This window comes from Curtobacterium sp. PvP017, from assembly GCF_054060195.1.
The window spans coordinates 253,098-266,156 of record NZ_JBSSCY010000002.1; the positions used below are offsets into that span (position 1 = coordinate 253,098).

Sequence of the window (13,059 nt, forward strand, 5' to 3'; positions counted from 1 at the left end):
CCGGTGTGGAACGACGGTGCTGGTGGACTTCGCACCGCAGAAAAGCGCTGATCAGGAGATGTTCGGCGGCGGCGCGCTGACCGAGGACGTCTCACGCACGACGCCGTTCGGCCGCGTGCTCGGGCCGAAGGTCTCGATCAGCTCGAGCTCGTCGTTCACGACGTTGGCGAGCCGCTTCACGCCGACGCGGATCTGCTCGGGAGTGGGGTAGCAGAAGGACAGCCGGATGTGTCCCCCACCGCGACCGTCTGCGTAGAAGGCCGTCCCCGGCGTGTAGGCGACGAGCTCCTTCACCGCGCGCGGCAGCATGCCCTTCGAGTCGAGCGACTCCGGGAGCGTGAGCCAGACGAAGAAGCCACCGTTCGGCTTCGTCCAGGAGAGGTCCGGCAGGAACTCCCCCAGGGCGGACAGCATGGCGTCACGACGCTCGGCGTAGATGCCCCGGAAGGTGTCGACCTGACCCTTCCAGTCCGCGGCGTCCAGGTAGGCGTTCACGACGTACTGGCCGAAGGAGTTCGGGGCGAGGACGGCCGACTCGTTGGCGAGCACGAGCTTCTCGCGGATGGCATGCGGCGCGAGCGCCCAGCCGACGCGGAAACCGGGTGCGAGGGTCTTCGAGAAGGACCCCAGGTACACGACCCCTTCTTCGTCGATGGAGCGGATGGCCTGGGGTGCCGGCTCGTCGAACCAGAGGAGCCCGTACGGGTTGTCCTCGAGCACGAGGATGTTGTTCGACCGGCAGATGTCGAGCACCTCGATACGGCGCTCCCGACTCATGGTGACGCCGGCCGGGTTGTGGAAGTTCGGGATCGTGTAGAGGAACTTGATCCGCTTTCCCTGCGTGCGCAGGTTCGCGATCGCCTCGCGCAGCGCCTCGGGCACCAGCCCGAGTTCGTCGGTCGTCACGTGGACGGTCTCCGCCTGGTACGACCGGAACACACCGATCGCGCCGACGTAGGACGGGGACTCGGCGAGCACGACGTCGCCCGGATCGATGAACAGCCGCGTGACGAGGTCCAGCGCGTGCTGCGAGCCCGTCGTCACGACGACGTCCTCGGCGCTGGCACGGATGCCCTCGAGGCTCATGACGTCCACGATGTGCTCGCGGAGCGACCGGAGACCCTGACCGCCGCCGTACTGCAACGCCATGGCGGCGTGCTCGTTCATGACACGGTCCAGGGAGCCCGTGACGAGCTCTCTGGGCAGTGCGGAGACGAACGGCATGCCGCCGGCCAGCGAGACCACCTCGGGGCGCGAGGCGACGGCGAACAGGGCTCGGACCTCGGAGGCGCTCAGCCCGGCGGTGCGCTGGGCATAGGAGTCGTACCAGGGGTCGAGGCTGTTGCCGTTCGTCATACCGTGCTCCGATCAGTGAGACATTCCCGCCACACTACGACATCGACCCCGGAAACCCGGGCTCCGCGGCGGGGGCCGATCCGCAACGGGTGGCATGCGAACGCCCCGCCCGCGTCTGCTGAGCAGGACGAGGACGGGGCGTTCGGTGGTGCTGGTGCGACCTACGCGAGGAACTCGGCGAGGTCGGCCTCGAGCGCGGGCTTCGGCTTGGCGCCGATGACGGTCTTGACGACCTCGCCGCCCTTGAAGACCTTCATCGCCGGGATCGACGTGATCTGGTAGTTCATGGCCGACTGGGGGTTGTCGTCCACGTTGAGCTTCACGATCTCGATCTTGCCGGCGTGCTCTTCGGCGATCTGGTCGAGGATCGGCGAGACGGCGCGACACGGGCCGCACCACTCGGCCCAGAAGTCGACGAGGATCGTCTTGTCGGACTTGAGGACCTCGTCCGAGAAGGTGGCGTCGGTGACAGCCTTTGCGTTGGACATGGGTGTCCTTTCGTGAGAAGTCGGTACTGGGTGTCGAACCACGGGCGCGCCCCCGGCATTCCGGGGGCTGTCCGGGTCAGGCGGAGATGGTGACCGGCTCGACCGGGGTCTCGCCCACGGCAGCATCGGTCAGCGTGTCCTCGAGGTCGGCGAGGTACTTCTCCGCGTCGAGGGCGGCGACCGCACCGGAGCCGGCAGCCGTGATGGCCTGGCGGTAGGTGTGGTCGAGGACGTCGCCGGCGACGAACACCCCGGGGACGCCGACGGCCTTGGACGTGCGGCCCTCGACGGCGATGGTGCCCTCGGGAGCGAGCTCGAGCTGGCCGTGCACGAGGTGCACGCGGGGGTCGTTGCCGATCGCGATGAACAGGCCGTCGAGGGCGAGTTCGCTCTCGGTGCCGTCCACGGTGTCCTTGAGGGTCACGCCGGTCACTGCGGAGTCACCCTGGATGCCGATGACCTCCTTGTTCCACGCGAACTCGATCTTCGGGTCGTTGTGGGCACGGTCCTGCATGATCTTCGACGCGCGCAGGGTGTCCTTGCGGTGGATCACGGTGACCTTGTCGGCGAAGCGGGTGAGGAACGTGGCCTCTTCCATCGCGGAGTCGCCACCGCCGACGACGGCGATGTTCTTCTGACGGAAGAAGAAGCCGTCGCAGGTCGCGCACCACGAGACACCGTGGCCGGACAGGCGCTCTTCGTCGGCGATGCCGAGGTGGCGGTACGCCGAGCCGGTTGCGTAGATGACCGCGAGGGCCTCGTACGTCTCGCCGGAGCCGACGGTGACCTTCTTCACGTCGCCGGTGAGGTCGACGGAGACGGCGTCGTCGTACAGGACCTCAGCACCGAACTTCTCGGCCTGCTCCTGCATCTTGATCATGAGGTCTGGTCCCTGGATCCCCTCGGGGAAGCCCGGGAAGTTCTCGACCTCGGTCGTCTTGGTGAGTTCCCCGCCCGTCTCGACGCTGGAGGCGACGATGAGCGGCTTGAGCTCTGCGCGCGCGGCGTAGATGCCGGCGGTGAACCCGGCCGGACCGGAACCGATGATGATGAGCTGGCGCATGCCTGACTGCCCTTCCGTTGCGTGCTGACCGGGTCAACACATGGTACCGGCGCGGCATTCCGCGACGTCCGGGAAGCGTGCGGTCAGCGGCCGAGCTTGCTCTTCACCATGCCGACGGCGTTCCTGATCTCGCCGTTCTTCGCGACGACGAGCGCCCCGAAGTAGACGAGGACCATGACGGCGCCGGTCAGGACGATGGTGATGAGCGCACCGGTGCGGTCCGACATGGCGAACCCGGCCGCGGAGAACGCGCCGAAGAAGTTGACGACCAGCAGGCCGACGACACCGGCGATCAAGGCCGCGATGATGAACTGCACGTGCGAGCGGGTCACGACCGGTCCCTCGATGCTGCCGAGCTTCCGGCGCACCAGGACGAGGGCGACGATCGTCTGCGCGGTCCCGGCGAGGGTGGTGCACGCGGCCACACCGATGCCGATCACGGAGGTCGGGAACGTCGACACCGCGAGGGCACCGATGACGAACAGGACGGACTGGATGCACTGCATCAGGAACGGCGTCCGGTGGTCGTGCATGGCCCAGAACACGCGCTGGATGATGAACAACATGCTGAACAGGACCAGGCCCGGCATGTAGGCGACCAGGACGGCGCCGACCTGCAGCGCGCTCTCGAACGTGCCCTCGTAGAGTCGGCCGAACGGCACCGCGACGACGACCAGCGCCACCGACGCGAACACGGTGAAGAGCCCGACGATGCGCAGGGACAGCGACAGGTTCCGTCGGACGGATGCCAGGTCGCCGCGCGCAGCGTCGTGGCTCATCCGGGTGAAGTACGCCGTCGCGATGGACACCGTGATGATCGAGTGCGGCAGCATGAAGATGAGCCACGCGTTGCCGAGCACCGCGTTGCCGGGTCCGTCGCCCTGACCCTTCCACGCGACGGCCGACTGCACGATGCCGGCGACCTGCGTCACCAGGATCATCGCGAAGAGCCACCCGGCAGCGGTCCCCGTCGACTTCAGGCCGACGCCGCGCCACCGGAAGTCCGGTCGGAACGACAGCCCTGCTCGCCGCCAGAACAGCGGGAGGAACGCCGCCTGGGCGAACACCCCGAACGAGGCGCTGCCGGCGAGGAGCGCGATCTTCGCGGGTGTCCATTCGTCGAGGGCGCTGCCGCTGGTGCCGTACAGGGCGATGAAGACGATGAGCCCGGCGATCGCGATGACGTTGTTGAGCAGAGGAGCCCAGGTGAACGGTCCGAAAACCTGCTTGGCGTTGAGGACTTCACCCAGCAGCGAGTACATCGCGTAGAACAGGATCTGCGGCAGGCACCAGAACGCGAAGGCGATGGCGAGGTCGGTCGCAGCGGGACCCCGGGTGTCCGAGGACGTCGTGTACAGGCGGACCAGGAGCGGTGCGAGTGCCGTCGCGACGATCGTGATGACGATGAAGACCGACCCGCCGAGCGTCACGATCTTGTTGACGTACGCCTGCCCGCCGTCCGTTCCGTTCTTCATGGCGCGGACGATCTGCGGGATGAGCACGGCCGACAGCAGGCCACCCGCGATGAGGGCGTAGATGTTGTTCGGCAGCTGGTTTGCGACGGCGAACGCGTTCGCCGAGGGGCTCTTGTTCTGCCCGATGGCGTAGGCGAGGACGAAGGTCTTCGCGAACCCGAGGATGCGGCTCACCATGGTCCCCGCCGCGAGCATCGCACTCGCCCGCCCCAGGTTGCGCTCGGCGACGGGTTCAGCGTCGACGTCGGGCTGGGGCTGGGTGGCGCTGATGGTCTGCTCCTCGGGGTCGCGGGCGTCCGCGACACGGATGGGACGGGCGTCGGACGGGAGGCCCGGGCCAGCTCCGGCACGGTCGGTCGCGTCCTGCGGACGGTCGCCTCCGGGGGCCGCGACAGCGGCCGTTCCGGAGCCGGCCGCGGCGGACGCACCGGGCGGACCCGGCTGCACGGCGAGCGGGCGGTTGGGGTCGTCGTCGTCCTCGTCGTCGAGTTCGCCGTTGCGACGGCGGATGCGCTTCCGGATGCTGCGGAAGATGCCGAAGCCGAAGATCGCGATCAGGGCGACCGCGGCGGCGGCGGTGATGACGGTCTCCCACTGTGCCTGGACGTTGAGCTCGACGGTGGCCGGCTGCGCGACGGCGACGCCGGTCGGGCTCGACAGCGACATGGTCAGCTCGACCTTGCCGTTCGCGACCGACTGCACGGGCACGGTGGCACGGGTGGACGAGTCCGGCTGGATCTCGACCACGATGTCGTTGCGGACGATCCGGAGTGCGGAGTTCGACGGCTGGACGGCCAGGTGCACCGTCACCGGGTAGTCCGAGCTGTTGCGGATCGAGACCGGTAGCGACGACCGGTCCCCGAGCAGGGTCAGGCTGCTCGAGTCGACGATCCCGACCTCGGTGGTCTGCTTCGCCCAAGCCGCGGTGCGGGCGTCGACCGCGGCCGTGAGTCCCTCGTCGTCGCCGCGCCACGCGTTCGAGGCGAGGGCGAGCAGCCGGAGGCGTGCCGGTGCCGTCAGTTCGGTGGGGGTGTCGAGGATCGTGGCGAACGCGGAGAGCCGCTGTTCGCCCTGCACCAGGCGCTTGAGCTGCGCGATGCGGTCGGCGCCGGTGGACGCACTGTTGAGGGTGAGCGACCCCGCGACGGCCTTCGACGTGGTGGAGAGGTCGGCCGGGGCCACCCAGGCGGTGCTCTCGAGGGCGTCGAGGGTCTGGCTGAGGCGCGTGGAGTCCGAGGGCCAGTCGCGACCGAGGGTGAGCAGGATCGGTCCGGTGGTGCCGCCGTCACGCGCCGAGGTGGCGAGCGTCGCGGTCAGTTCGGACATCGCCGACGACCAGCTCTGGCGGTCCGGTGCCGTCGCGGCATCGCGCAGCAGGGACGACATCGACTGGTCGGAGACGAGGACGTGGTCGTCGCCGATCTTCTCGGACGCCGAGATCGTGGCGTTCGCGCCGGCGGAGGTGTTCCCGCTCGAGACGATGGTCGTGTCCTTGTCGGCCCGCTGCAGCGCCGTCAGGTCCGCCGCGGTCACGGTGCCGTCCGCCGGCCACGCGATGGAGTCCATGGAGTAGGGGAAGTCCAGCAGCTGCTCCGTGGTGGGCAGCGTCTCCGTGGTCTCGCCCGTGCCGGAGCCGGCGTCGGTGGTGGCGTCGTCGCTCGGGGTCGCGGTGCTGCTCGGGCCGGAGGTCTGCCCGGGGGTGGCGGTCGGCGTCGGCGCGGGGGTCTCGGCACCGGGGAAGTTCTCGGACTTCACGGACTGGTCGAGCGAGATCGGGGCGAGGATGCCGTCCGACCCCGCCTGGCGCAGACCGGTGACGTCGGCGTCGGCGTAGGGCAGCGCGAAGGTCTCGTTGCGCAGGGCTTCGAGCCGCTGGAGCCACGCGGTCGCCGCGGACGGGGCGTTCTCGCCGAGGATCCGGATCGAGGCGATGATGCGTGGGTCGACCGCGACGGCGACGTTGTGGTCCTCGGCCGCGTCGAGCTGCTGGGTGAGGGTGCCGTCCACCGAGGTCGCGGCGGCCAGGACGGCCGCGCTGAGGATGCCGTCCGTGGACTTCGGGACGGTCACCGGCATCGCCACCGAGACGCTGACCGGCACCTGCTCGAAGTCCGGGTACCAGGTGATCGCGGAGCGGGCGACGGCGAACGTCTCACCGGCCGTGTACTCCGCCGCGATGCGCCGCGCACCGAACGAGGAGTACCCGCCGAGTGCGACGTTGCCCGAGACGATCTCGACCGAGTCGATGGTGACCGATCGGTGCGCCGGGACCGCCGGGATGTCCACGGAGTCCATCGGGGCGCCGAGGTAACCGGTCGTGGTGGTGTCAGCAAGCCACTCGGCGAGGACGTCCCGTGTGCTCACGGAGCGGAAGATGTCGAACTCCGCGGTGCCTGCCGGCAGTGCGGTGTCGGTGTCGTTGGTGACCGTCACCGAGAGGGTGAGGTCCTGGTCGCGCTGCACGATCCCACGGTGCGCGGGAGCGACCGAGATGGTGGCCTTGCCGGCGTCAGCGGCAGCCGGATCGGCGAGGTGCGTCGTGGCCGACGAGACCGTCGCGGCGGACGCGTGGTCCGTGCTGACGGGCGCGACGACCAGGCCGAGCGCGACGAGGGTCGACGCGGCTGCGGCGAGCGTGGTGCGGAGGATGTGCATACGGGAGCGGGCCACGGGGTCGGTTCGGGCCGAGCACGAGTGTATGAGGCGCGACCATGAACAGGTCCCGTGCGCGCGGGGTTGTGGAGAACTCGGGGCGTCGATCTGGGAGGATGAGGACCGTCATGCAGTCCGTTGCCCAGGCCGTCGAACGACTCGACGCACTCGCCACCACCGAGCCCGTCGACCTCCTCGCTCGGGCCTTCGCCGACGCCGGACACGAGCTGGCCCTGGTCGGCGGTCCCGTCCGCGACGCCTTCCTCGGTCGTTCCGTCACCGACCTCGACTTCACGACGAGCGCCCGTCCGGACGACATCCTGCGCATCGTGGAGCCGATCGCGAGCGCCACGTGGGACGTCGGCCGCCAGTTCGGCACCATCGCCGCGCGGGTCGGTGGCGAGCAGGTCGAGATCACCACCTACCGCAGTGACGTCTACGACGGCGAGACCCGGAAGCCCGAGGTCGCGTTCGGCGACACCATCGAGGACGACCTGCTCCGTCGCGACTTCACGGTCAACGCGATGGCGCTCCGGCTGCCGGCCCGCGAGCTCGTCGACGTGCACGGCGGCGTCGAGGACCTGCTGGCCGCCCGGCTCCGCACCCCGCAGGCCGCCGTGGTGTCGTTCCGCGACGACCCGCTCCGGATGATGCGGGCAGCGCGATTCACGGCGCAGCTCGGGTTCACCGTCGACGACGACGTCCGTGCCGCCATGCAGGACCTCGTCGACTCCATCGACATCGTGTCCGCCGAGCGGGTGCGCGACGAACTCGTCAAGCTGCTGAACACGAGCGACCCGGTGCCCGGCATCCGGCTGCTCGTGGACACCGGCCTCGCCGAGCGGTTCCTGCCCGAGCTGCCCGAGATGCGGCTCGAGATCGACGAGCACCACCACCACAAGGACGTCTACGAGCACTCCCTGACCGTGCTCGAGCAGGCCATCGGGTACGAGGCGGAGCGGCACGCGGGCGACCCGCCGGACACCGTCCTGCGACTCGCGGCGCTGCTGCACGACATCGGCAAGCCCGCCACCCGCAAGCTCGAGCCCGGCGGCGCCGTCAGCTTCCACCACCACGACCTGGTCGGCGCGAAGCTCGCGAAGAAACGACTGCGCGCCCTGCGATTCGACAACGACACGATCGCCGCCGTGTCCCGGCTGATCGAGCTGCACCTGCGGTTCTTCGGGTACACCGACGGCGCCTGGACCGACTCCGCCGTCCGCCGCTACGTGCGCGACGCCGGACCGCAGCTCGAGCGGCTGCACGAGCTCACCCGCTCGGACGTCACCACGCGGAACCGTCGCAAGGCCGACCGCCTGGCGTTCGCGTACGACGACCTGGAGGACCGCATCAAGGTCCTCGCCGAGCAAGAGGAGCTGGAGTCGATCCGGCCCGACCTGACCGGTGACGACATCATGCGGATCCTCGACATCCCGCCGGGGCGTGCGGTGGGCGAGGCCTACCGCTTCCTGCTCGAGGCGCGGATGGACGACGGCCCCCTCGGAGCGGACGCAGCCGAGGCGCGCCTGCGCGACTGGTGGGCCGCGCGCGACGCGACCGCCTAACAGCCGCGACCGCAGCCACGGAACCAGGTTCCGGACTCGGAACCGCGCGATTGCACGGTGTGGTGTCCGGAACCTGGTTCCGCGAGCCGATCCACAGACCGGTGGCGCGCCTCCAGGCCGTCCGGTAGTCTGTGCAGGTTGCCCGGCGCGTGTCTGCGTGCCGTGGCACATGCATCAACCCTCCTGCCCCGGGAACTGCCCGGGGCCGCTGAGACCAGAGGAGGTGGGTTCCGCATGCACCAGTACGAACTGATGGCGATCCTCGACCCCGAGATCGATGAGCGCACCGTCGCTCCCAGCCTGGACAAGTTCCTCGCTGTCATCCGCAACGACGGTGGCACCGTCGACAACGTGGACGTCTGGGGCCGTCGCCGGCTCGCTTACGAGATCGCCAAGAAGTCCGAGGGCATCTACGCCGTCGTCGACTTCACGTCCTCCCCCGAGGCCGCCAAGGAGCTCGACCGTCAGCTCGGTCTCTCCGAGGCCGTGCTCCGCACGAAGGTCCTCCGCGCCGAAGAGGGCATCGCGCAGGTCGCCGCTCAGAAGCAGCGCGACGAGGCACGTGCGGCCCGCAAGGCCGCCAACGCGTCCGCAACCGCGACCGCGAGCGCCGAGTAACCCGTGGCCGGCGAAACCGTCATCACGGTGGTGGGCAACCTCACCGCGGACCCCGAGCTGCGCTACACGCAGAACGGGCTCGCGGTGGCGAACTTCACCATCGCCTCCACGCCTCGCACGTTCGACCGTCAGGCGAACGAGTGGAAGGACGGCGACGCGCTGTTCCTCCGCGCGAGTGTGTGGCGGGAGTTCGCCGAGCACGTGGCGGGGTCACTGACGAAGGGCTCGCGCGTCATCGCGCAGGGTCGTCTGCGTCAGCGTTCCTACCAGGACCGTGAGGGTCAGCAGCGCACGAGCATCGAGCTCGAGGTCGACGAGATCGGCCCGTCGCTCCGGTACGCGACCGCACAGATCACCCGCGCAGCGGGTGGCGGCGGCGGTCGTGGCCAGGTCGGCGGCGGCAACGGCGGCGGTCAGCAGGGCGGCGGCAACGGCGGCTGGAACAACAACGGTGGCGGCAACGCCTCCGCTGGTGGCCAGTCCGACGAGCCGTGGTCCCCGCAGGGTGGCCAGCAGGGCGGCGGCAACGCACAGTCGAACGACGTGTGGAGCACCCCCGGCGGCAACTTCGACGACGAGACCCCGTTCTGATCCTCCTGGTTCCGACGGACACACAACTCTTCTTCTAAGGACAAATCACTATGGCTGGAAAGAGCACCGGCGACCGCCGGAAGCCTCGCGGCAAGGGCGGCAAGAACGCCGCTCCCGCGAAGTCGATCAAGGTCGGCGTCATCGACTACAAGGACGTTGCGACCCTTCGCAAGTTCATCTCGGAGCGTGGAAAGATCCGCGCCCGTCGCATCACCGGCGTCTCCGTCCAGGAGCAGCGCCTCATCGCCCGTGCCGTGAAGAACGCCCGTGAGATGGCGCTCCTCCCCTACGCCGGCTCCGGCCGCTGATCGGAGGTCGACACATGTCGAAGCTCATCCTCACCCACGAGGTCTCCGGCCTCGGTTCCGCTGGTGACGTCGTCGACGTCAAGAACGGCTACGCCCGCAACTACCTCATCCCCCAGGGCTTCGCTGTCGCGTGGTCCAAGGGCGGCGAGAAGCAGGTCGAGTCGATCCGTGCCGCGCGCACCGCGCGTGAGCTCGCCACCATCGAAGAGGCGCAGGACCTCAAGATGAAGCTCGAGAACGCGACCATCTCCCTGGCGGTCAAGGCCGGCAAGGACGGCCGTCTGTTCGGCTCCGTCCGTCCGGGCGACGTCGCTGACGCCGTCCAGGCGCAGGGCGTCGGCTCGCTCGACAAGCGCAAGGTCGAGGTCCCCGCGACCATCAAGACCGTCGGTGACCACGAGGCCACCGTGCGTCTGCGCGAGGACATCACTGCCGTGATCTCGCTCAAGGTCGTCGCTGCCAAGTAGCACTGACGTTCCGCTCCACGACGGGCGGGTCTCCTCCGGGAGGCCCGCCCGTCGTTGCGTTGGCGGGTGCTCCGCGTGGTGCGGGGCGCGGGGCGTGCGTGGGTTCACTTGGTGAGCAGAAAAGGTCGGATCCCGATCCCCCACTCGACATCTTCTGCTCCCCATCAACGCACGGTCGTCCAGAACGGCCGGGAGGCCCGGCTCGGCTTGTACGGGCGGGTTCGGCTTGGCTGGCTGGTTACCTCTCAGGCCCGGTCCAGCTTGCTGGGAACGGCCCGAGAACACTTCCCACAGGAGGGGCACTTGTCAAGTCGTTTTACACAGCAGAAACGTGTCAAATCGGAACCTTCAACGCCTACTTGAACCCCACTTTTCCACACATGGTGTGAACCGGAAAACCCCAGGTCAAGTGGTCGAAAGTGTGTTCCCATGGGTCTGTTTCCACAGGACCATCCACAGTTGTCCACACAGCATCCCGGCGTGTTCCGCAATCCGTCCACAGAGTTATCCACAGGGCCGTTTGTTGGGGATAACTCTGCGGCCGTAGCTTGGCCCAGCGACTCGGGGATGTCGGTTGCTGGGGGTAGAAAGTCGTTGCGGGTGTCGGACCGTCGTGTCCGGTCCCGCGTCGTTCAACAGAGGAGAGAGTGTGTCGATCGCGCATCTTGAGCCCGCACCGCAGGAGTACGCGGAGCGCGGCATGGAACGCACCCCGCCGCACGACCTGCTGGCCGAGCAGTCGACCATCGGCGGCATGCTGCTGTCGAAGGACGCCGTCGCCGACGTCATCGAGACGGCCCGTGGCGTGGACTTCTACGTCCCCAAGCACGAAGTCATCTTCGACGCGATCCTGTCGCTCTACTCGCACGGCGAGCCCACCGACGTCATCGCCGTCACCGACGAGCTGACCAAGACCGGACTGCTGTCCCGTGGCGGTGGTGCCGAGTACCTGCACAGCGTGACGAGCATGGTGCCGACCGCGGCGAACGCCGGGTACTACGCCGGCATCGTCGCCGAGAAGGCCGTCCTCCGTCGCCTCGTCGACGCCGGGACGCGCATCGTGCAGATGGGCTACGCGTCCGAGGGAGAGGTCACCGACCTCGTCAACAGCGCCCAGGCCGAGGTCTACAACGTCGCCGGCGGCGTGCAGACCGAGGACTACGTCCCGCTGACCGACGCCATCTCCGCCGCCCTCGACGAGATCGAGGCCGCCAAGGGCCGCGACGGTCAGATGACCGGTGTGCCGACCGGCTTCGCGCAGCTCGACGGCCTGACCAACGGCTTCCACCCCGGGCAGCTCATCATCGTCGCCGCACGACCCGCGCTCGGTAAGTCGACCCTCGCGCTCGACCTGTGCCGCGCAGCCGCGATCAAGCACGACCAGACCGCCGCCTTCTTCTCGCTCGAGATGGGTCGCGCCGAGATCGCGATGCGACTCCTGTCCGCTGAGACCAGCGTGCCGCTGCAGAACATGCGCAAGGGCACCGTCGACTCCCGCGACTGGACGACCATCGCGCAGACCCGTGGCCGCATCAACGACGCCCCGTTCTTCATCGACGACTCCCCCAACATGACGCTGGTCGAGATCCGCGCCAAGTGCCGTCGACTCAAGCAGCAGCACAACCTCAAGCTCGTCGTCATCGACTACCTGCAGCTGATGACCTCGGGTAAGAAGGTCGAGAGCCGCCAGCAAGAGGTCTCCGAGTTCTCGCGTGCACTGAAGCTGATGGCGAAGGAGCTCCAGGTTCCCGTCATCGCACTGTCGCAGCTGAACCGTGGTCCCGAGCAGCGAGCCGACAAGAAGCCCGCGATCTCCGACCTGCGTGAGTCCGGGTCGATCGAGCAGGACGCCGACATGGTCATCCTGCTGCACCGCGAGTCGGCGTACGAGAAGGACAACCCGCGGCAGGGTGAGGCCGACTTGATCGTGGCGAAGCACCGCAACGGGCCGACGGACACCATCACCGTGGCGTTCCACGGGATGTTCTCGCGGTTCGTGGACATGCCGCAGTAGTCGTCTGTCGCTGTCGGTGTCCCAACCAGATGGTCTCTCCGCCTAAGAGATGGTCTCTTCCAGTAAGACGGACCATCTGCAAGGCGGACGATGACCCGACGATCGGATCGGCGTCATGAGGTTCCCGTCCTACCTACCCGCGTCGGCGTCTGTGCCGTTCACCGGAGCACCCAGGAGCTTCACCCTCGGCCCCGAGCCTCGACGTCGACGTACCCCGGACCCCTGGGCGGATTTCGAAGCGTGGTGTGCACGGCGCGGGATCAGCTCGCTGCCCGCTTCGGGCCCGGTTGTTGCAAGCTATCTACTCGATCGGTCCCGGGAAATCGATGACTCCGGCGCACTCGCTCATTCGGCTGGCCGACTCAAGAGTTGGATCGATGTCATCGATGCAGTCCACGTGGAAGCAGACCTTCCGCGTGTCAGGTCCGCTCCGCCGGTGCCTGCTGTTCTCTCCAGCCTTAT

Annotated in this window: 10 protein-coding genes; 6 read left to right on the forward strand and 4 right to left on the reverse strand. The window is 68.5% G+C overall.

From position 1 onward, the window contains the following. Positions 1-51: 51 nt before the first annotated feature. The 4 genes from ACVKXF_RS05150 to ACVKXF_RS05165 all read right to left on the reverse strand — a co-directional run bounded on the left by ACVKXF_RS05150 (position 52) and on the right by ACVKXF_RS05165 (position 7,052). The gene (locus ACVKXF_RS05150) at positions 52-1,356 is read right to left on the reverse strand and encodes an aminotransferase-like domain-containing protein (protein WP_123311304.1); all 1,305 of its coding nucleotides are present in this window, start codon (positions 1,354-1,356) and stop codon (positions 52-54) included. Between the two features lie 161 nt (positions 1,357-1,517). Beyond that, positions 1,518-1,844 (reverse strand): thioredoxin, encoded by a 327-nt coding sequence (gene trxA / locus ACVKXF_RS05155; RefSeq protein ID WP_017887828.1) that lies wholly within the window; start codon positions 1,842-1,844, stop codon positions 1,518-1,520. Positions 1,845-1,920: 76 nt separating this feature from the next. Beyond that, positions 1,921-2,907: a thioredoxin-disulfide reductase gene (gene trxB, locus ACVKXF_RS05160; protein WP_123311306.1), complete on the reverse strand. Its 987-nt coding sequence runs from the start codon at positions 2,905-2,907 to the stop codon at positions 1,921-1,923. 83 nt (positions 2,908-2,990) lie between these two features. Beyond that, complete coding sequence (locus ACVKXF_RS05165) at positions 2,991-7,052, reverse strand: DUF6049 family protein (protein ID WP_456795061.1); 4,062 nt, start codon at positions 7,050-7,052, stop codon at positions 2,991-2,993. A 110-nt stretch (positions 7,053-7,162) separates the two neighbouring features. Between ACVKXF_RS05165 and ACVKXF_RS05170 the strand changes: the two genes are divergently transcribed. The 6 genes from ACVKXF_RS05170 (at position 7,163) to dnaB (ending at position 12,597) form a co-directional block, all read left to right on the forward strand. After that, positions 7,163-8,599 (forward strand): CCA tRNA nucleotidyltransferase, encoded by a 1,437-nt coding sequence (locus ACVKXF_RS05170; RefSeq protein WP_340196596.1) that lies wholly within the window; start codon positions 7,163-7,165, stop codon positions 8,597-8,599. Positions 8,600-8,833: 234 nt separating this feature from the next. Next, positions 8,834-9,217, forward strand: coding sequence for a 30S ribosomal protein S6 (rpsF, locus tag ACVKXF_RS05175; protein ID WP_111083667.1), 384 nt, complete (start codon positions 8,834-8,836; stop codon positions 9,215-9,217). 3 nt (positions 9,218-9,220) lie between these two features. Continuing rightward, the gene (locus tag ACVKXF_RS05180) at positions 9,221-9,808 is read left to right on the forward strand and encodes a single-stranded DNA-binding protein (protein WP_123311310.1); all 588 of its coding nucleotides are present in this window, start codon (positions 9,221-9,223) and stop codon (positions 9,806-9,808) included. A gap of 50 nt (positions 9,809-9,858) precedes the next feature. Continuing rightward, on the forward strand, positions 9,859-10,116 hold the full coding sequence (gene rpsR, locus ACVKXF_RS05185; RefSeq protein ID WP_017887834.1) for a 30S ribosomal protein S18: 258 nt from the start codon (positions 9,859-9,861) through the stop codon (positions 10,114-10,116). A 14-nt stretch (positions 10,117-10,130) separates the two neighbouring features. After that, on the forward strand, positions 10,131-10,583 hold the full coding sequence (rplI, locus tag ACVKXF_RS05190) for a 50S ribosomal protein L9 (RefSeq protein WP_111083665.1): 453 nt from the start codon (positions 10,131-10,133) through the stop codon (positions 10,581-10,583). Between the two features lie 649 nt (positions 10,584-11,232). Continuing rightward, positions 11,233-12,597, forward strand: coding sequence for a replicative DNA helicase (dnaB, locus tag ACVKXF_RS05195; protein ID WP_111083664.1), 1,365 nt, complete (start codon positions 11,233-11,235; stop codon positions 12,595-12,597). The last annotated feature ends 462 nt before the right edge of the window (positions 12,598-13,059 follow it).

Coding starts and splice junctions, on each gene's coding strand:
- ACVKXF_RS05150 (WP_123311304.1), bottom strand. CDS start 1,356: ATGACGAACGGCAACAGCCTCGACCCCTGGTACGACTCCTATGCCCAG.
- trxA (WP_017887828.1), bottom strand. CDS start 1,844: ATGTCCAACGCAAAGGCTGTCACCGACGCCACCTTCTCGGACGAGGTC.
- trxB (WP_123311306.1), bottom strand. CDS start 2,907: ATGCGCCAGCTCATCATCATCGGTTCCGGTCCGGCCGGGTTCACCGCC.
- ACVKXF_RS05170 (WP_340196596.1), top strand. CDS start 7,163: ATGCAGTCCGTTGCCCAGGCCGTCGAACGACTCGACGCACTCGCCACC.
- rpsF (WP_111083667.1), top strand. CDS start 8,834: ATGCACCAGTACGAACTGATGGCGATCCTCGACCCCGAGATCGATGAG.
- rpsR (WP_017887834.1), top strand. CDS start 9,859: ATGGCTGGAAAGAGCACCGGCGACCGCCGGAAGCCTCGCGGCAAGGGC.
- rplI (WP_111083665.1), top strand. CDS start 10,131: ATGTCGAAGCTCATCCTCACCCACGAGGTCTCCGGCCTCGGTTCCGCT.